General features: G+C 62.1%; 18 protein-coding genes. 11 read left to right on the top strand and 7 right to left on the bottom strand.

Features of this window, described 5'->3' with window-relative positions; genetic code table 11:
* Positions 1-3 precede the first annotated feature (3 nt).
* Positions 4-1,293, bottom strand: coding sequence for a guanine deaminase (gene guaD / locus ACR0NB_RS08645; protein ID WP_170364666.1), 1,290 nt, complete (start codon positions 1,291-1,293; stop codon positions 4-6).
* 138 nt (positions 1,294-1,431) lie between these two features.
* On the opposite strand from guaD, the gene mgtE reads away from it, so the two are divergent.
* The gene (mgtE, locus tag ACR0NB_RS08640) at positions 1,432-2,826 is read left to right on the top strand and encodes a magnesium transporter (RefSeq protein ID WP_475143142.1); all 1,395 of its coding nucleotides are present in this window, start codon (positions 1,432-1,434) and stop codon (positions 2,824-2,826) included.
* Entirely contained in the window at positions 2,823-3,380 is a 558-nt protein-coding gene (locus tag ACR0NB_RS08635; protein ID WP_093964760.1) for a 5-formyltetrahydrofolate cyclo-ligase, read from the top strand. Before mgtE ends, ACR0NB_RS08635 begins: the two co-directional genes overlap by 4 nt.
* 3 nt (positions 3,381-3,383) lie before the next feature.
* On the opposite strand, the gene ACR0NB_RS08630 is transcribed toward ACR0NB_RS08635, so the two are convergent.
* On the bottom strand, positions 3,384-3,614 hold the full coding sequence (locus tag ACR0NB_RS08630; protein WP_217354725.1) for a putative hemolysin: 231 nt from the start codon (positions 3,612-3,614) through the stop codon (positions 3,384-3,386).
* A gap of 129 nt (positions 3,615-3,743) precedes the next feature.
* On the opposite strand from ACR0NB_RS08630, the gene ACR0NB_RS08625 reads away from it, so the two are divergent.
* The 3 genes from ACR0NB_RS08625 to ACR0NB_RS08615 all read left to right on the top strand — a co-directional run bounded on the left by ACR0NB_RS08625 (position 3,744) and on the right by ACR0NB_RS08615 (position 7,262).
* Positions 3,744-4,556, top strand: coding sequence for a TIGR00282 family metallophosphoesterase (locus ACR0NB_RS08625; RefSeq protein ID WP_170357221.1), 813 nt, complete (start codon positions 3,744-3,746; stop codon positions 4,554-4,556).
* A 90-nt stretch (positions 4,557-4,646) separates the two neighbouring features.
* Positions 4,647-6,425 (top strand): SLC13 family permease, encoded by a 1,779-nt coding sequence (locus tag ACR0NB_RS08620; RefSeq protein WP_170365626.1) that lies wholly within the window; start codon positions 4,647-4,649, stop codon positions 6,423-6,425.
* 99 nt (positions 6,426-6,524) lie between these two features.
* Positions 6,525-7,262 (top strand): YbaY family lipoprotein, encoded by a 738-nt coding sequence (locus ACR0NB_RS08615; RefSeq protein WP_170369502.1) that lies wholly within the window; start codon positions 6,525-6,527, stop codon positions 7,260-7,262.
* 13 nt (positions 7,263-7,275) lie between these two features.
* Here the strand turns inward: ACR0NB_RS08615 and ACR0NB_RS08610 are convergent, their stop codons facing one another.
* The 4 genes from ACR0NB_RS08610 to ACR0NB_RS08595 all read right to left on the bottom strand — a co-directional run bounded on the left by ACR0NB_RS08610 (position 7,276) and on the right by ACR0NB_RS08595 (position 12,426).
* A complete protein-coding gene (locus tag ACR0NB_RS08610; protein WP_480775421.1) occupies positions 7,276-8,937 on the bottom strand; it encodes an FAD-binding dehydrogenase in 1,662 nt (553 codons plus the stop codon).
* 11 nt (positions 8,938-8,948) lie between these two features.
* The gene (locus ACR0NB_RS08605; protein ID WP_480775420.1) at positions 8,949-9,806 is read right to left on the bottom strand and encodes a bile acid:sodium symporter family protein; all 858 of its coding nucleotides are present in this window, start codon (positions 9,804-9,806) and stop codon (positions 8,949-8,951) included.
* Positions 9,807-9,878: 72 nt separating this feature from the next.
* Complete coding sequence (locus tag ACR0NB_RS08600) at positions 9,879-10,613, bottom strand: glutamine amidotransferase (RefSeq protein WP_480775419.1); 735 nt, start codon at positions 10,611-10,613, stop codon at positions 9,879-9,881.
* Between the two features lie 40 nt (positions 10,614-10,653).
* Complete coding sequence (locus ACR0NB_RS08595) at positions 10,654-12,426, bottom strand: SLC13 family permease (RefSeq protein WP_480775418.1); 1,773 nt, start codon at positions 12,424-12,426, stop codon at positions 10,654-10,656.
* Between the two features lie 110 nt (positions 12,427-12,536).
* Here ACR0NB_RS08595 and ACR0NB_RS08590 point away from each other — a divergent pair, with 110 nt between their 5' ends.
* Together ACR0NB_RS08590 and ACR0NB_RS08585 are read left to right on the top strand one after the other, a co-directional pair.
* Positions 12,537-13,277, top strand: a complete 741-nt coding sequence (locus ACR0NB_RS08590; protein ID WP_170340180.1) for a YebC/PmpR family DNA-binding transcriptional regulator — start codon at positions 12,537-12,539, stop codon at positions 13,275-13,277.
* Between the two features lie 177 nt (positions 13,278-13,454).
* Positions 13,455-14,720 carry a permease gene (locus ACR0NB_RS08585; protein ID WP_480775417.1) on the top strand — a complete coding sequence of 422 codons (1,266 nt, stop codon included), beginning with the start codon at positions 13,455-13,457 and terminating at the stop codon, positions 14,718-14,720.
* A 21-nt stretch (positions 14,721-14,741) separates the two neighbouring features.
* Here ACR0NB_RS08585 and ACR0NB_RS08580 read toward each other — a convergent pair whose 3' ends face one another.
* Entirely contained in the window at positions 14,742-15,626 is an 885-nt protein-coding gene (locus ACR0NB_RS08580; protein ID WP_480775416.1) for a LysR family transcriptional regulator ArgP, read from the bottom strand.
* Positions 15,627-15,710: 84 nt separating this feature from the next.
* Between ACR0NB_RS08580 and ACR0NB_RS08575 the strand changes: the two genes are divergently transcribed.
* The 4 genes from ACR0NB_RS08575 to betC all read left to right on the top strand — a co-directional run bounded on the left by ACR0NB_RS08575 (position 15,711) and on the right by betC (position 19,431).
* The gene (locus ACR0NB_RS08575) at positions 15,711-16,310 is read left to right on the top strand and encodes a LysE/ArgO family amino acid transporter (RefSeq protein WP_170340781.1); all 600 of its coding nucleotides are present in this window, start codon (positions 15,711-15,713) and stop codon (positions 16,308-16,310) included.
* A gap of 40 nt (positions 16,311-16,350) precedes the next feature.
* Positions 16,351-17,259 (top strand): DMT family transporter, encoded by a 909-nt coding sequence (locus ACR0NB_RS08570; protein ID WP_480775415.1) that lies wholly within the window; start codon positions 16,351-16,353, stop codon positions 17,257-17,259.
* A gap of 94 nt (positions 17,260-17,353) precedes the next feature.
* Complete coding sequence (gene betI / locus ACR0NB_RS08565; protein ID WP_170420352.1) at positions 17,354-17,926, top strand: choline-binding transcriptional repressor BetI; 573 nt, start codon at positions 17,354-17,356, stop codon at positions 17,924-17,926.
* Positions 17,923-19,431, top strand: coding sequence for a choline-sulfatase (gene betC, locus ACR0NB_RS08560; protein ID WP_480775414.1), 1,509 nt, complete (start codon positions 17,923-17,925; stop codon positions 19,429-19,431). The genes betI and betC overlap by 4 nt, the downstream gene beginning before the upstream one ends.
* Positions 19,432-19,440: the final 9 nt, after the last annotated feature.

Below are 19,440 nucleotides of genomic sequence, written 5' to 3'. Positions count from 1 at the left end.
CCTTCAGGTCGAAACGCGCCGTCCGCCGATCCACACATCGGCGATGGCGCGGTCATCTCCCATCATTATTGTCGGGAACACCGCCTCCCAAAGGGACTGGGCATTGGCCTCTCGCTGGGCAATCGCGGGGGTCGAGGCGAGGTCGAGCACGATCAGGTCCGCCTCCATTCCGGGGGCGATATTGCCGATGCGGTCGTCCATCCGCAGCGACCGGGCCGAGCCTGCGGTGCCCAGCCACAGCAGTTGCGCCGGGTGCAGCGGATGTCCGCGCAATTGGCCGATTTCATAGGCGGCCGCCATGGTCCGCAACATGGAAAAGCTGGACCCGCCGCCGGTGTCGGTTGCCAGGCCGATACGATGGCCATCCCGCATCAGCCCGTGCAAATCGAACAGACCCGAACCGATGAAAGTGTTCGAGGTGGGGCAATGGATCAGCGACGCATCGACCTCACGCAGGCGGTCTCGCTCGCGCGGTTCCAGATGGATCACGTGACCATAGAGGCCGTTCGCGCCGAGCAGTCCGAATTTTTCATAGGTGTCCAAGTAGTCGCGCGCCTCGGGGAACAGCGACCGAACCCATTCGATTTCGTCCGTCTGCTCGCTGAGATGCGTCTGCATGAGGCAATCTGGGTGTTCTGCCCACAGCGCACCCATCGCCTCAAGTTGTTCGGGGGTCGAGGTCGGGGAAAACCGCGGCGTGATCGCATAGGAAATCCGGTCGACACCTTGCCATTTTCCGATCAGAGCCTTCGACTGGTCATAGGCTGTTTGGGCCGTATCCCGAAGACCTTCGGGCGCGTTGCGGTCCATGCAGGTCTTCCCGGCCACGACACGCTGACCGCGCTGCTGGGCGGCCGTGAAAAAGGCATCGACGCTTTCGGGATGAATGGTGCAGAAACTGCACATGGTCGTGGTGCCGTGTGCGGCGGTCAGGTCAAGATATCGGTTCGAAATCTCGGCAGCGTAGTCTGCATCACCGAACTTCATCTCTTCTGGAAAAGTGTAGGTGTTCAGCCAATCAATCAGCCGTTTGCCCCAACTCGCGATCATCGCCGTCTGGGGGTAGTGGACATGGGGGTCGATGAAACCAGCCAGGATCAGGTTTTCGCCATGGTGATGAATGGCCGCCTCGGGGTGCGCGGTTTGCAAATCAGCGGTACTTCCCAACTCCCGGATTTTCCCGCCCTCGATCAGAACGGCTTCGTGCAGCCGGACCGCCTGATCCGGTTGCGTTTCGAAGGGGGAGTGTTCGAAACTCAGTACGCGCCCTGTCAGAAGCGTCTTTTGCGCCATCCGCCGTGATCTCCGCCTTGGTGAATCCGGCTTGCAGCATAGGCATGTGAAAGATGCGGGTAAATCGCACCATTGTCATTGTTTTCCGGTAGCAGCTTCTTCTATTTAGGGGCCAATTCCCAGAACAAGGGGCAGCGCATGACGACCGGCACCGAAGACAACAGAACCGACCCCTCCCGCGATGATGACGTCTATGCGCTGGACCGGCGAACGGTGGCCGCAATCCTTTACGCCGTGGATGTCGAGGATCGCGAGAAGCTGATCGAGCTGATGGAGCCGCTGCACGCGGCCGATATTGCCGACCTTCTGGAACAGATCAACCCCTACGACCGGGCGCGGCTGATCCGCCTGTATGATCGGGAATTCGACGGGGACATTCTGTCCGAACTGGACGAATCCGTCCGCGAAGAGGTCATTGGAGTTCTGCGGCCCGACGTTCTGGCCGAGGCCGTACGAGAGATGGAAAGCGACGATGTCGTGGACCTTCTGGAGGATCTGGAGGAGCCGCAGCAGGAAGCGGTGCTGGAGGCCCTTGAGGCCTCGGAACGGATCGCGGCCCTGCAGGCGCTGGCCTATCCCGAGAACTCGGCAGGCCGACTGATGCAGCGCGAAGTGGTCATGGCTCCCGATCATTGGACGGTGGGGCAGGCGATCGACTACATGCGCTCGCAGGACGATCTGCCCGAGCAGTTTTATCACGTTGTGCTGGTCGATCCGCGGCTGAAGCCGGTGGCGCAGGTCATGTTGGGCAAGTTGATGGCCGCACGGCGCGATACCAAGTTGCTGGACATCGCCGAGGACGAGTTTCACATCATCCCGGTCGATCAGGATGAAGAAGACGTTGCTTATGCTTTCAACCAATACCACCTGATTTCCGCGCCGGTGGTGGACAGTGACAAACGGCTGGTCGGGGTAATCACGATAGACGACGCAATGGCCGTTCTGGATGAAGAGATCGAGGAAGACATGCTGCGACTGGCAGGTGTTAGTGATGACAGCTCGATTTCAGACAGTGTTGCAGCAACCAGTCGTCGTCGTTTGCCCTGGCTGGCGGTCAACCTGTGCACCGCCATTTGTGCTTCGCTGGTGATTTCACAGTTCGAGGCGGCAATCGAGCAGATCGTGGCGCTGGCAATTCTGATGCCCATCGTTGCCTCGATGGGTGGTAACGCCGGAACACAGTCTCTGACCGTTGCCGTACGTGCGTTGGCGACCCGCGACCTGACGGGCTCGAACGTGGCACGGGTCATCCGCCGAGAATTGCTGGTGGGCATGTTGAACGGGCTGTGTTTCGCCATCGTTCTGGGGACGGTGGGGATGATGTGGTTTGAATCCCCGCTGCTGGGTGTCGTGATCGGTTCCGCCTTGGTCGTGAACATGATCATCGCCGGGTTCGCTGGTACGGTAGTACCGGTGGTGCTGGATCGCCTGGGTGTAGACCCGGCATTGGCCTCGGGAACCTTCGTTACGACGACGACGGATGTAATGGGGTTCTTCATCTTTCTAGGGCTTGCAAGCGTGGTGCTGCTGTGACCGATCTGACTGAAATCAAGGCCGCAGCGCGCAAGGCTGCCTTTGCCCGGCGCAAAGCGGCCTTCGACGCGGGGCCGCCGGCCGCCGCGGGCCGCCTGTCCGAGGTGCTGGCCGGATTTCGTGGCGTTCCGCTGTCTGGCTACATGCCGATCCGCACCGAAATCGACCCTCTGCCCGCCATGGCCGAGGCCGCAGCCTATGGTCCCGTGGGTGTTCCGGTTATCCAAGGCGCCGGACGGCCTCTGCGATTTTCGCGGTGGACACCCGAAGGGCCGCTGAAAGATGGTCCATTTGGCGCCAAGGTGCCCGAGACGGACGACTATTTTGACCCTGAAATCCTGATCGTGCCTCTTGTGGCATTCGATCCGCAAGGCGGGCGATTGGGCTATGGGGGCGGGTTTTATGACCGCACGCTTGAAGGGCTGCGCGCCAAACGTCCCACATTGGCCATCGGTTTCGCCTTCGACGCGCAAGAGGCCGAAGCCTTGCCGCTGGAACCGACGGACCAGCCGCTGGACATGATCGTTACCGAGACCAGGGTCCTGACGTTTTAGGCGTCAGTTCTCAAAGTGGCTCCGCAGATAGTCCCAGGCATCAACCTCGGTTCCATCCTCAAGGATGCACACGCCGTATTCCGATCCATCGGTGTTTTTGCGGATCTGATATTCGCCGCCGTTTTCGATGCAGAAGGTCGCGGCCGGATTTGCCATTGTGGTCTTGGTCGTCGCGTGAGCAAAGCCGCCCGATATAGCGAGAGAGACAGTTGCGGTCAGGACTATGCGTTTCATCGAAATCTCCGAGGGAAAAAACCGGTTGCGCCAGAATTGCAGGTTTCCACCGGAATTCAACCCGCATGCGGCCCGCGAATTGCATCGTTCCGCCTTGTTATTGCCGTTTGCAGGGCCTAGGACCACGATATGAGAATCTTGTTCCTGGGTGACGTGATGGGGCGCGCGGGCCGCGCCGCCGTTCAACAGCATCTGCCCCGTCTGCGCGACGAGTGGCGGCTGGATTTCGTGGTGGTCAACGGCGAGAATGCCTCGAACGGCATGGGGTTGACTGGCGATCATGCCAAGCTGCTGTTGGAGTCAGGCGCAGATTGTCTGACGTTGGGCGACCACGCTTTCGACCAGAAAGACATGCTGCAATTCATCGAACGCGAACCCCGGATCGTGCGCCCTGTTAATTTCGCCAAGGGTGCTCCCGGTCGCGGACATCGACTGTTCACCGCGCCGGGCGGACGCAAGGTGTTGGTGGTTCAGGTGCTGGGACAGGTGTTCATGAAACGGCCGTTCGACGATCCGTTCTCGGCGGTGGAACCGATCCTGAAGTCCCACCCGCGGGGCGGTCAGGCGCAGGCCATCATCGTGGACATGCATTGCGAGGCGACTTCGGAGAAGATGGCCATGGGCCACTACTGCGACGGACGCGCCAGCCTTGTCGTGGGAACCCATACCCATGTTCCGACCGCCGATGCCCAGATCCTGCCCGGCGGTACCGCTTACCTGACCGATGCGGGCATGTGCGGCGACTATGACTCGGTGATCGGAATGGACAAGCAGGAGCCGATGCGCCGCTTCATCACGGGGATGCCCAAGGCTCGGTTCACCCCGGCCAATGGCGAAGCGACGCTTAGCGGCGTTTTCGTAGAAACTGATGACCGTGACGGGCAAGCCAAGACGATCAGCATGGTCCGGGTTGGCGGGCGCCTGCAGCAGGCAGCACCGTGAACGCACGTCAGGCTTGCTCTGCGGCCTGCAATACGTGAAACTGATCCACAGGCGCTTGGGCCGGGACAGGTTTCGGACAGAACACCACGAATGCAACTCCTTCAATTGTCAGATATGGGCAGCGCGATACTTGCGCTGGCGGTTGTTGCGGGCATGTTCATCATGTTCATGCGCGAGGTCTATCCGACCGAGGTCGTTGCCATAGGCGGCGTTTCGGTGATGCTGGTCACCGGCGTGCTTCCCTACCAAAGCGCACTGGCGGTTCTGTCGAACCCGGCGCCCTGGACCATCGCGGCGATGTTCATCATCATGGGCGCCCTCGTCCGGACCGGTGCCCTGCACGCCTTTACAGCGACGGCGCAGAAACAGGCGCAGGTAAACCCGCGCATTGCCATCGGTTTGCTGATGGCATTTGTCGTCCTGGCCTCGGCGGTCGTGTCGAACACGCCCGTCGTCGTCGTGATGATCCCGGTGTTCATCCAGATTGCCCGCACGCTGAATATTTCAGCGTCGAAGCTGCTGATCCCGCTCAGCTACGCTGCGATTCTCGGCGGGACGCTGACCCTGATCGGAACCTCGACGAACCTGTTGGTCGATGGTGTGGCAAGGGCACAGGGCCTGCCGGCCTTCACGATTTTCGAGGTCACGCCGTTGGGCATCATTCTTGTCATTTACGGCATGATTTACCTGCGCTTCATCGCGCCGCGCCTTCTGCCCGAACGTGACAGCATGGCAACCATGCTCAGCGATCGGTCGAAGATGAAATTCTTCACCGAGGCGGTCATTCCGCCCGACAGCAACCTGATTGGCCGTGAAGTGACCGGCGTGCAGCTGTTCAAACGTCCGGGTGTGCGGCTCATCGACGTGATCCGCGGCGACGAGTCATTGCGGCGGAACCTGAAAGGGGTCGAACTGAAGGTCGGTGACCGCGTGGTGTTGCGCACGGAAATGACCGAGCTGCTGAGCCTGCAAAGCAACAAGGAACTCAAGCGCGTTGATCAAGTTTCGGCGGTCGAAACACGTACGGTTGAGGTTCTGATCACCCCCGGTTGTCGCATGGTCGGGCGCACATTGGGTGCGTTGCGGCTGCGTCGTCGCTATGGGGTTTACGTCTTGGCCGTGCACCGACGAAATCAGAATATCGGGGGGCAACTTGACGATCTGGTCGTCCGGGTTGGTGATACGCTGCTGCTTGAAGGCTCGCCGGCCGATATCAGCAAACTGGCTGCCGACATGGACATGGTCGACGTCACCCAGCCATCGGCCCGCGCCTTCCGGCGCGGTCATGCTCCGATCGCGATTGCTGCGCTGATTGGGATCGTGGTGTTGGCGGCGCTCGGCGTGGCGCCGATCTTCCTGCTGTCGATTCTGGCGGTTGCGGTTGTGCTGCTGACGCGATGCATCGACGCGGACGAGGCGTTTTCCTTTGTCGAAGGCCGTCTGCTAGCGCTGATCTTTGCCATGCTGGCGATCGGGGCTGCGCTGGACAGCTCGGGTGCCGTCACCCTGATCGCCAACGCGATTGCACCGTCCTTTGCCAACCTGCCGCCGTTCCTCATCGTCTGGGCCATCTATCTACTGACCTCTGTGCTGACCGAACTGGTCTCGAACAACGCGGTGGCGGTTGTCGTCACGCCAATCGCCATCGGATTGGCACAGGCTGTGGGGGTGGATCCGCGGCCGCTGGTGGTGGCGGTGATGGTTGCGGCCTCGGCCTCGTTTGCGACGCCGATCGGGTATCAGACCAACATGATGGTGTACGGCCCGGGTGGGTACCGGTTCACGGACTTCATGAAGGTCGGGATTCCGCTGAACCTGACGGTTGGATTGCTGGCTTCGCTGATCATCCCGTTCCTCTGGCCGCTTTGATCTCCGGCACGAATTTGCCGTTTGGAACTGAAAAACCTTGTAAATCGCGCTGATGTCCCGATCTTTTGTGCTGGAAACTGGTGACAAAGGGATCGGACAATGCAAACCGCAAAAAGCCTGCTGGCAGGAACCGCGTTGTGGGCAGCCGTGTGGGGCGCCGCCCAGGCGGGGACCGTCGAGGGAACAGCCACATATCGCGAACGTATCGCGGTTCCGCCCGGGGCAACCCTGTTCGTCGAACTGCAGGACGTTTCACTGGCTGACGCGCCAGCCGTCACGCTGGCTGCGCAGCGCTATGCTTTGACGGGCGTGCCTGCCCAGTTCGAGCTGACTTATGACGACGCGTTGATTCAGGATCGGCACCGCTATGTGGTGCGAGCCTCGGTGCATCAGGACGGCAAGCTGCTGTTCACCACCGATACCGCTTACCCGGTTCTGACCAACGACGCCGGAAACTCGGTCGATCTGGTCATGGTCAAGGTGCAGGAACGGGGTGCGGCGATGCTTGAGAACACGCAATGGACCGCAACCGAGGTGAACGGCGTTGCGCTGGACACCGAGAAACGCCCGCAGATTACCTTTGCCGAGGGCGGAGCCTTTGGGGGAACAGGCGGTTGCAACCGGTTCAGCGGACAGGCCGAGATATCGGGCAAGTCGATTTCCTTCCCCGACAACATGGCCGCCACTCTGATGGCCTGCCCGCCGCCGCTGGACGAGGTTGAGCGGGAATTCCTTGCCGCTCTCCCAAAGGTCGCAAGCTTTGTTCAGCGCGGGGACACTCTGGTTCTTCTCGATGCGGCAGGTGAACCGGTTCTGCAGTTCCGCCGCGACCAATAATGCCCAAGGGCCGTCAGGCGACGGCCCTCGACCGCCCGGCATTGCGGCCCGAGAAGATGCATCCGCCCAGGAACGTGCCCTCGAGCGCGTTGTAGCCGTGATAGCCCCCGCCGCCGAAACCCGCGACTTCGCCGGCCGCGAACAGGCCGGGCACCATGTGGCCGTCCGCCCCGATCATCTGACTGTCCAGATTGGTCTGCAAACCACCCAGCGTCTTGCGGGTCAGCACATGCAGCTTGACCGCGATCAGCGGGCCGTTTTTCGGATCAAGGAACTTGTGCGGTTTGGCGGTGCGGATCAGCTTGTCACCGCGATAGTTCCGCGCCGCCAGGATCGCCATCATCTGAGCATCTTTCGAGAACGGATTGTCCACCTGTGAATCGCGGGCTTCGATCTGGGCGCGCAGATGTGCCTCGTCGATCAGGCCGCCGCCCAGATGGTTCATCCCGTTCACCAGTTCGGTAAGCGTGTTGGCGACAACGAAATCCTCGCCCTTTTCCTTGAACGCTTCGACCGGCCCGGTGGCCTTCGACCCCGAAAGGACCCGCTGACGGATGACCTCCTTCCAACTGCCCGAGGTGAAATCGGGGTTCTGTTCAGACCCGGACAGGGCGAATTCCTTCTTGATGACCTTCTGAGTCAGAACGAACCAACTGTATTCATAGCCGGTTTTCAGGATCTCGCGCAGGGTGCCCAGCGTATCGAACCCGGGCAGGTAGGGGGGCTGCAGCCGGTTGCCGCGCGCATCGAACCACATCGAGCTGGGGCCGGGCAGGATGCGAATGCCATGGTCGGGCCAGATCGGATCCCAGTTGCGCACGCCTTCGGTGTAGTGCCACATGCGGTCGCCGTTGATGACGTGACCGCCGGCCTTTTCGCTGATTGCGATCATCCGACCATCCACATGGAAAGGCACACCCGCCACCATGTCCTTGGGCGGTTCGCCCAGACGGTCGTGGGGCCAATTCCGGCGCACCATCTCGAAATTGCCGCCGATCCCGCCTGATGTGACGATGACCGAGGGGGCATAGACCTCGAACTCGCCCACCTCGTCGCGGTTGGTCTTGGCGCCGCGCGGGGCCGCGTCATCGGCCAGAACCTCACCCGAGACGCCCTTGGCCTCGCCGTTCTGCATGATGATGTGGCTGACCTGATGGCGGAACTTCAACTGGATCAGGCCGGTGCCGACATGCTCGCGGACCCGGCGGATGAAATGCTCCAGCACGCCCGAACCGGTGCCCCAGGTGATGTGGAACCGCGGGACCGAGTTGCCGTGACCGTCGGCATAGGACCCGCCGCGTTCCGCCCAGCCGACCACGGGAAACCAGCGCAGGCCCATCTGGTGCAGCCAGGGGCGCATCTCGCCGGCGGCGAACTCGACATAGGCCTCGGCCCATTTGCGGGGCCAGGCGTCCTCGTCCCGGTCGAACTGGGCGCTGCCCATCCAGTCGCGCAGGGCCAGGTCACGGCTGTCGCGGATACCCATGCGGCGCTGCTCGGGCGTGTCGACCATGAACAGGCCGCCCAGGCTCCAGAAAGCCTGACCGCCCAGGAAATGCTCGGGCTCCTGATCCAGCACGATCACCTTTTTGCCGCGGTCACCCAGTTCGGCCGCCGCGGCCAGGCCGGCCAGCCCGCCGCCCACGACGATCGCATCAGCAGTGTTTTCGGTCATGCTCTGTCCTTTCAGCGGTTGCGGTACCAGGCGATGAAGGGGATCGCGACGGCGTACATGGTGATCCCGTAGACGGCCGAGGGCAGGGCCAGCGGGCTGAAGCCGCTTTCGGTTCCGGTGATCAGGGCCGCCAGCGTGATGCCCAGGGTCGAGTTCTGGATGCCGGTTTCGATCGAGATGGTCTTGGCCTCATTCCACGACAGTTTCGCCGCCCGCGCCAGCCCCAATCCGATCAGCAGCAGCGCGAGGTTCAGCGAGATCAGCCCGGCGCCCATGATGCCCAGATTGTCGACGAACAGCTGCCAGTTTCCAGCCAGCGCGGCGATCACGATCAACACGAACAGGATGGTGGCCAGTTTGGAAAGGGGGCCGTCGATCCGGTTGGCAAAACCGGTTGCAAAATGGCGCAGGCCAACGCCGATGGCGACGGGCAGTGTAGTGATCAGGAACATCGCCAGCGCAAGACCGCTGATCGACACTTCAGGTGCGTCCTCGCCCATGAAGTGGTCGATCGACCAGGCCGCCAGAACCGGCACCGTGACGATCGACAGCAGGCTGATCACCGCCGTCAGGCTGACCGACAGCGCCACATCGGCCTTCGCCAGTTTCGACAGGATGTTGCTGGTGACGCCGCCCGGGCAAAAGCTGAGCAGCATGAACCCGACCGCAATTGCCGGCGGCAGGGCGAACATTTTGACCGTGGCAAAGGCCGCGACCGGCAGCAGAACGACCTGGCAGACCGCGCCGATCGCAAACGGATAGCGCCGGCTGATCACGCGCCGGAAATCTGCCACCTCAAGCCCGATACCCAGAGACAGCATGATGATGGCCAGCGAAACCGGCAGGCCCACGTTTATCAGAAGATCCAAAACAACCCCTCCCAAAGTCGTTTCAGCCCAACCTAAGCGGGCGGTCCCCGGTCAGGCAACCGCGCCGTTGGGTCACCCGAAGCGCTGGGCGAAACGGCGCAGGATTTCGCCGGGCTGCGTAACCTCGGCGGCATGGCAGCGTTCGATCAGCGGCTGGGCGTCCTCGGGGAGGAAATAGCCGTGGTTCTTGTAGATGTGGATGCGCTGTTCAAAGTCCTTGGCGTCGGCTTCGGGGTGGAACTGCGTGGCATAGACATTCTGGCCCCAGCGGATCATCTGGAGCGGGCAGGGGTCTGATGCAACCAGATGTACGCAGCCCTCGGGCAGGGCCTGCACCGCCTCTTTGTGGCCGACGAAGGCATCGAATTCGGGCTCGAGACCGGCTGTCAGCGGGTCGCGGGCGCCATCCTCGGTCAGGTGGCAGCGCGACGGGCCGACCGGCTCGCCATAACGGTCCTTGCTGACCGGCGCGCCCAGATGCGCAGCCAATATGCCCAGGCCATAGCAGCAGCCCATGAAAGGATGATCGTGCGCCGTGATCTGCGGCATCAGCCCCATGATCGCGTCCTCGATCCGGGCGTCCATCTGAGATTTGCTGGCCGGGTCGTCGCTGACGCAGCCCGGCCCGCCGCCGACGATCACGCCGGCATAGTCGGTCACGTCAAGACCTTCGTGCAGGGCCTCGCAATCTAGACGGATGCGGTGGGTGCGCTCGGGCGTCAGCTCGGACCGGTTCAGGATCGAGGCATATTCGGCGTCCGAGGCATCGGTCTCGGGGCGCAGCTGCAGGATCAGAAAGCGTTTCATGCGCTGCCCTTAGCGCGCGGTTCGGCGGTCACGCAAGCCCTCACAGCGGCCAGAACACGAGGATCGCCGGCACCGAAACCGCCACGATCAGAATTTCCAGGGGCAGGCCCATACGCCAATAGTCGCCAAAACGATAGCCGCCAGGCCCCAGCACCAGCGTATTGTTCTTGTGCCCGATCGGGGTGAGGAACGCCGCCGAGGCAGCCACCGCCACCGTCATCAGGAACGGATCGGGCGAAACCTCGAGCGTGCGCGCCATCTGGATGCCGACCGGCGCGGCGACGATGGCGGTTGCGGTGTTGTTCAGCACGTCCGACAGCGTCATGGTCACAACCATCAGAACCGTCAGGATGGCCCAGGCTGGCAGGCCGTCGGTCAGTTGAACCAGCGCATTCGCGATCAGTTCCGTCCCGCCCGAGCTTTCCAGCGCGCTGCCCAGGGGGATCATCGATCCCAGCAGAACCACGACTGGCCATTCGATCTGATTGTAGATCTCGGTGATCGGGATGATCTTTGTCAGCACATAGGCGATCACCACAAGCCCCAGTGCGATCGGCAGGTAGATCAGCCCGATGCTGGCCGCCAGCACGGCAGCGGCGAACAGGCCGATGGCCAGCCACGCCTTGTCATTGGCGGTCACGTTCAGGCCGCGTTGGGCCAAAGGCAGGCAGCCCAGCCACTCGGTCACGTCCGCGCCCCGGTCGCGCGGGCACAGCAACAGCAGGATGTCGCCCGGCTGTACCTCGGTCTTGCGGACCTGTTCGGTGATGCGCCGGCCTTGGCGGGAAATGCCCATCAGGATCGTGTTCTGCCGCCAGGCCAGCCCCAGCCCCTGCGCGGTGCGACCCGCGATGCGGGCGCTTTCGGGCACGACGACTTCGATCACTTCCAACCCGTCGCCAGCAGCCGTCAGCAGCTCTTGCCGGCGGGCATCCGAGAAATCTAGGTTCAGCGCGGCGCGAAACTCGTCCAGCGCCTCGGGGCTGGCTTCCAGCACCAGCGCGTCGCCTTCCTGAAGAATCGCGTTTGCCGCGCGGCCATAGCGGCGCTTGCCGTCCCGGATCAGGCCGATGATAGCGACGTCGGATTTCTCGGCCACCTCGTCCAATTCGGCGACGCGTTTGCCGATATGGGGAGACTCGGCCGGGATTGTCAGTTCAGCGATATATTCCGCCAGCGTTTCCGAACTCTCGGTCTGTTCGCCGCGGTTGGGGATCAGCCGCCAGCCGATCAGGGCGACAAAGGCCAGACCCGCGATGGCCGCCAGCCCGCCAACCGGGGCGAAATCGAACATGTGGAACGGCTCGCCCAGGGTTTCCTGCCGGATCGACGCGATGATGATGTTGGGCGGTGTGCCGATCAAGGTGGCCATGCCGCCCAGAATGGTGGCAAAGCTCAGCGGCATCAGCGTCAGCCCAACTGAACGTCCGGCCTTTCGCGCGGTCTGAATGTCGACAGGCATCAGCAGCGCAAGCGCCGCCACGTTGTTCATGAAGGCGGACAGTACGGCTCCGATCCCGCCCATCAGCGCGATATGCGCGCCGAGGCCCCGCGAGGCATCGACCAGCGTGCGGGTGATCAGGAACACCGCGCCCGACCGCACCAGCCCGGCCGAGACCACAAGAACCAGCGCCACGATGATCGTGGCCGGATGGCCGAACCCGGCAAAGGCTTTGTCAACCGGCACAACACCCAGTATCACGCCGACCATCAAGGCGGCAAACGCCACAAGGTCATAGCGGAACCGACCCCACAGCAGCAGACCGAATACGGTAATAAAGAGTGCAAAGAGAATGATCTGATCTGTCGTCATTGGGCCACCATAAACGCGCTGACTGCACGAGCAAGCGGGTGTCTTGATCCTTTGCCCCGCAAACGTCTATATGTGCGCCGAATACGCAATCACGATTACGAGGACGCAACATGGCAGGCCATTCCAAATGGGCCAACATCCAGCACCGCAAGGGGCGCCAGGACGCCGCGCGGTCCAAGCTGTTTTCCAAGCTGTCGAAAGAGATCACCGTGGCCGCCAAGATGGGCGACCCGGATCCCGACAAGAACCCGCGCTTGCGTCTGGCGGTCAAAGAGGCCAAGTCGAACTCGGTGCCGAAGGACGTGATCGAACGCGCGATCAAAAAATCCCAGGCGGGCGACGGTGAGGATTACGAAGAAATCCGGTACGAAGGCTACGGTCCCAACGGTGTGGCCGTGATCGTCGAGGCAATGACCGACAACCGCAACCGCACTGCGTCGAACGTGCGTTCGACCTTTTCCAAGAATGGCGGAAACCTGGGCGAGACCGGCTCGGTCGGGTTCATGTTCGACCGGAAGGGCGAAGTGATTTATCCCGCATCGGCGGGCGATGCCGACACGATCTTCGAGGCGGCCATCGAGGCTGGGGCCGAGGATGTGGAAAGCTCGGAAGACGGTCATATCATCTGGTGTGCGGATACCGACCTGAACGAAGTGTCCAGTGCGCTCGAGGCGGCTCTGGGTGAATCTGAATCCACCAAGCTGGTGTGGAAACCCACGACCACCACCGAACTGGGCCTTGAGGACATGCAGCGCCTGATGAAGCTGGTCGAGGCGCTAGAAGACGATGACGACGTTCAGCGCGTGACCACCAATTTCGAGGCCACCGACGAGGTGATGGCGCAACTCTAAGCGTCGCACTCGGTTGTTTTTGGAGCCCGGCCGAACACGGCCGGGTTTCTTTTTTTGCCTGCGTCGCAGTTGGTCCTTGGCGCATATGGGTCCTGCGCATACCCTTAGGGTTGAACCGCGCACAAAGGAGCTGGCAGAGACCTTGCGACAGACAGGTCGGGGCCGGCACGACAGGACATGACAGGCAAATCCACGGAATTGGAGCGGCGAAATGTGCCGGTTCTGGCAAGCCAAAGCGTGCTGTCCCAGGTCGCGTGGACGATGGGCAGCCCTTCGATCGTCTTGCCGTTTCTGGCGGTCTCATTGGAGATGCCCATGTTTCTTGCCGGGGCGCTGGTTTCCGTGCGTCAGGCAGGCAACATGATTTCGGACATGTTCTTTGCGGTCCCTGTGTCCGCGAAGCAGCAGAAGAAACGTTCCATTGCCCTGACCGAGGTCGCGATTGGTGCGTGCCTTCTGGCAGCCATCGTGGTTGCGGCGATCGGGGGCTCGCCCGTGGTGGCTGCGGCTTTCGTCCTAGCCTTCTTTGCAATCGGCATGATCGAAGAGGTCCAGGCGCTGATGTTCACTGACCTTTGGGGGGATCACCTGCGCTCGAAATCCCGGATCTGGATGAGCTATCTTCAACTGGGGGCAGGGGGGCTTGGGGCCATCGGGCTGACACTGACGCTGCATCATCTGACTTCGGACAACCCGCCATTCTCGCGTCACTCGACCGTGATCGCGGTGTCTGCCGGGTTCTTTGTGCTGTCCGGATTGTCCATTCTTGCCCTTGCGGAACTGTCGCGGTCGCAACCCCAGGCTCAAACCGGTCGTCGAGCGGCAGGGCAGTTCCTGTCGGACGCTCGGGCCATGTTCGAATTCGCCTGGTTCCGGCGGTATCTGACCATGCGGCTGCCGCTGGTCGGGGTTTCTCTGTCGGTGCCGTTCTTTGCATTGATCGCAGCCGAGGCGCATCATGGATCGGCCAAAGGGCTGACGGCGTTGATCATTTCGTCGGCGACCGGCTATCTGGTCGCCGCGCCCCTGTGGCAGCTCGTGAACATGAAATCACACCGGGCGGTCATGGTGGCCGGGTCGTTGATGGTGGGGGTGACGGGCGTCGTTCTGGTTGCGGTTCACTATTTGCATCTTGACCACGACGTTCACCTGCACGCGATCGCCCTGTTCGTGGCGACCGTCGCGACAACCGGCATCGGCAGTGCACGCAAGCTGTATTTCATCGACACCGCGCCCAAGGAACAGCGGGTCAAGGCATCTGCCGCGATCAAGAGCATTTGCAGGCTCGTGGCGATTGTCGGGTCGGCCGGGTTGGCGGCGGTTGCGCATATGAACGAGGTCGCACTGGCCGTCGCATTCCTCACCCTGTGCAGTTTTTGGTCCGCAATCGCATGCTATCGTCTGGTCACGCCGCAGCCGAAGGATGCGGAACGCGCCACCTGAGCCATCGATCACAGCATGGGGTTACGGGTTTGCCAGCACCTGCGCCGCAACTTTCCGGACCGCTCGCGTCAACGGTGAAAGCGCCGGTGCAAGGATACGCCCGACCTGCCAGGTCAGAGGCACATCCAGCGGGGTGCCGGGCACAAGCTCGCGCAGACGGCCATCCGCGATCGCGCTTTGGACCAGATGCGCGGGGTTCATCCCCCAACCCAAACCTGCGGCAGCAGCGGCTACGAACCCGTGAGACGAGGGCAGAAAGTGGGTCGGCGGAGACAGCCGGCTACCCGTTTGCGCATGGATCCAGGCCTTTTGCAGGGCATCCTTACTGTTGAAGGTCAGGCAGGGTGCCTGCGACAGGCTCTGAGCATTCACTCCGCCAGAGAACCAACGAGCCATGAACTCGGGGCTTGCCGTCGGCAGGTATCTGAGCGTGCCGAGGGCAATGGAATCGCATCCAGGGACGGTCTGCCCGCCGACCGAGATGGCGGCGCTGACATCCCCGCGCCGCAGCCATTCTGCCGAGTGATCCTGATCGTCGATCACAAGGTCAAACAGCATATCACCAACGGCTGCCATCGCGTCTATGAACCAGGTAGACAGAACATCCGCCGGAACCGCGATCCTGACCCGGGTGGGGCCTGTGCCCTGTTCCAGCGAAAGCTCGCGATTGAGTTGCGCCTCAAGCAGGCCGATGTCTTCGGCATGGCGGGCAAGCCGCAAGCCAGCCGGGGTTCCGGTGCAGGGCGTGCCGCGGTGAATCAACGATACGCCGACCCGATCCTCCAGCGCCTTGATCCGTTGCGAAATCGCAGATGGCGTTACCGCCAGTTCCGCGGCGGCGGCGTCAAAGCTGCCATTCCGCAGAATAGCGGCCAGCGCGGCCAGGTGATGTGGGTCCAAGTGCATTAGAAAATCTAATTATAGCTCATTATCTTTAATTTGATACATGTGTATCTGTCGCGTAGTCAACGGACTTGAACAGGAGGGTCCATGTCTACATCCGTCATCGCCGGCTTTGCGCTTGGCTTCAGTTTGATCCTGGCAATCGGCGCTCAGAACGCGTTTGTCCTCAGGCAGGGGCTCCGGCGCGAGCATGTTTTTGTGTTGTGCCTGACATGCGCCGTGTCGGACGCCATTCTGATCGCCGCAGGTGTCGCGGGTTTCGGCAGCCTGGCAACTGCGGCGCCGTGGTTCGAGCCGATGATGCGATACGGCGGCGCGCTGTTCTTGACGTGGTACGGGCTGCGCAGTCTGGCGTCAGCCGGGCGCGGCGGCGCCGCGCTTGAGGTCGGAGAGGCAAAGCGTACAAGTCTGCGCGCGGCCTTGCTGACCGTTCTGGCCTTCACCTGGCTCAATCCGCACGTCTATCTGGACACGGTGGTGCTGATCGGTTCGATTTCGGCGCAGTATGAAGACCGGATGGGTTTCGCCATCGGTGCCATGTCCGCCAGTTTCGTTTTCTTCTTCTCTCTGGGATATGGGTCCAGGGTGCTGTCTCCCATTTTCGCCCGGCCCAGGGCATGGCAGGTGCTGGATGTGCTGATCGGTATCGTCATGTTGGCGATCGCCTGGAAGCTGGTCGCAATGTAGAGGCTTGTTCGTCGCCGGGTTTCCGTGTTCAACCGGACCCATGACAACGATCGCCACCCAATCCCGCCCGCTTGCCGGAATGTTCTGGATGTTCAGCGCTGGGCTGTCCTTTGTGGCGATGACAGCCTTGGTCAAATCTCTGGGTACCTCGATGGATCCGATTGAGGCTGCGTTCCTGCGTTATGCTTTGGGGCTGGTCTTTCTGCTGCCAGCCATGCGGGCGATCCTGACCACGCATCTGACCCGCCGGCATATCGCCTTGTTTGGACTGCGTGGGGCCATACATGCGGTCGGGGTCATGTTGTGGTTCTTTGCGATGACCCGTATCCCGCTGGCGGAAGTGACTGCGATGAACTACCTGACGCCGGTCTATGTGACCTTGGGCGCCGCGCTTTTTCTGGGCGAGACGATGGCCTTTCGCCGTATCGCGGCCGTGCTTGTCGCCATCGTGGGCGCTGTAATCATTCTACGACCCGGGTTCCGCGAGATTTCCGCCGGACATCTGGCGATGCTGGGCACCTCGCTGATGTTGGGGGGTTCGTACCTGCTGGCCAAAGCGATGGTGCAGGACGTGCGGCCTTCGGTCGTTGTGGCGCATCTGTCGATCTGGACGACGTTGTTTCTTATCCCTTTTGCGATCGCCGTCTGGACTCCGCCCAGCCAGCGCGACATCGGCGTGCTGTTCATGATCGCCAGTTTTGCAACGGCGGGGCACTATTTCATGACCTTGGCTTTGCAGGCTGCACCCGTCGCGGTGACTCAGCCGGTCACCTTCTTGCAGCTGATCTGGGCCACGCTTCTGGGTGCGCTCGTGTTTCAAGAGGGCATCGATATCTGGGTCGTGGCCGGGGGGACGCTGATCCTCGCAGCGGTCAGTTTCATAACCTGGCGCGAGGCCGTCCTGAACCGCAGTGGCTTGACCCCTCCAAGCCTTGCCCCCAAGCTGTAAAAGCCCCGGCGCCCCCAAGGGCAACGTTATTGATTGACGAGTCAATAAAAAGCCCTTAGCGTTTGTTCTGTTGAGACTAGGTTTGGGGGCGGTTATGCCAAAACTCGGAATGGAGCCGATCCGGCGCGATGCGATCGTCAGGGCAACGATTGCCGAGTTGGGGTCCAAGAAGTCTCTGGATGTAACCGTCAGTCAGATCGCCAAACGCGCCGGCATGTCCAGCGCCCTCGCTCACCATTACTTCGGGGGGAAAGACCAGATCTTTCTGGCGGCGATGCGGCGCATCCTTGGCGATTTCGGTGCCGAAGCCCGGGCCGAGTTGAAAGCCGCGGCACCGGACCAGCGCGCCCAGGCCATTATCCGCGCCTGTTTCGCGCCGTCCTGCTTTACGCCCGACGTGATCGCCGCGTGGATGACCTTTTACGTTCTGGCCCAGACCAACGATGACGCGCTGCGCCTCTGGCAGATCTATCAGGCGCGGATTCGGTCCAACCTGATCCACGCATTGCGCCCGCTGATGAAGGACCCGGTCGAAGCGGCCGAGAACATGATCGCCCTGATCGACGGTCTGTATATCCGCGCCGCTCTGTCTGCGCCCGAGGAACCGCAACTGGCGGTTACCCACGCCATGCGCGTCCTGACGACCTTGCTTGAGGCCGAAAAATGACACGACCCAACATTCTGATCCTGATGGTGGATCAGCTCAACGGTACCCTCTTTCCCGACGGTCCCGCCGAGTGGCTGCACGCGCCTAACCTCAAGAAGCTGGCGGCGCGGTCAACGCGGTTTGCCAACGCTTACACGGCCTCACCGCTGTGTGCGCCGGGGCGGGCCAGCTTCATGTCGGGCCAGTTACCCTCGCGCACGGGCGTCTATGACAACGCGGCCGAGTTCCGCAGCGACATCCCCACCTATGCCCACCACCTGCGCCGCTCGGGTTATTACACCTGCCTGTCGGGCAAGATGCATTTCGTCGGCCCGGACCAGCTGCACGGGTTCGAGGACCGCCTGACCACCGACATCTATCCGGCCGATTTCGGCTGGACCCCGGATTACCGCAAACCGGGCGAGCGCATCGACTGGTGGTACCACAACATGGGCTCGGTTACCGGGGCAGGCGTGGCCGAGATCACCAACCAGATGGAGTATGACGACGAGGTCGCCTATCACGCAAAGGCCAAGCTCTATGATCTGGCCCGTGGCAAGGATGACCGCCCGTGGTGCGTAACCGTCAGCTTCACCCACCCGCATGACCCCTATGTGGCGCGGCGCAAATACTGGGACCTTTACGAGGAATGCGAGCACCTACTGCCCGAGGTCGGCGATCTGGGCTATGAAAACCAAGATCCACATTCCCAGCGCATCTTCGACGCCAATGACTGGCGCAGTTTCGACATCACCGAAGAAGACATCCGCCACTCGCGCCGGGCCTATTTCGCCAATATCTCGTATCTGGACGACAAGATCGGCGAGATCCTCGAAGTGCTGGAGACCACCCGGCAGGAGGCGACCATCCTCTTCGTCTCCGACCACGGCGACATGCTGGGCGAGCGGGGCCTTTGGTTCAAGATGAACTTCTACGAAGGCTCGGCCCGGGTGCCGCTGATGATCTCGGCGCCGGACCTGCCGGCCGGCCGCATCGACACCCCGGTATCGACCATCGACGTGACCCCGACGCTGGGCGCGCTGGCGGGCATCGACATGTCGGAGATTGCCCCATGGACGGACGGGCAGGACCTTGTGCCGCTGGCCAATGGCACCGAGCGCACGGCGCCGGTTCTGATGGAATACGCGGCCGAGGCGTCTTATGCCCCGCTGGTGTCGATGCGCTATGGCAAGTGGAAATACAACCGCTGCGCGCTGGACCCCGATCAGCTGTTCGACCTCGAGGCCGACCCGCACGAGTTGGAGAACCTGGCCGACAAGCCCGAGCACGCCGGCACGCTGCAAACCCTGCGCGCCAAGTCCGAGGCGCGCTGGGATCTAGACCGGTTCGACGCCGAGGTGCGCGCCAGCCAGGCGCGGCGCTGGGTCGTGTACGAGGCGCTGCGGCAGGGCGGCTATTACCCGTGGGATTATCAGCCGCTGCAGCAAGCGTCTGAGCGCTACATGCGCAACCACATGAATCTGGACAACCTCGAGGAAAACCAGCGCTTCCCGCGCGGCGAATGACCTCTTTCA

The sequence above is a fragment of the Ruegeria sp. CG3 genome, from assembly GCF_056537205.1.
Note: the sequence above shows the minus strand (reverse complement) of the source record. Positions and strands in the feature narration are given on the sequence as shown.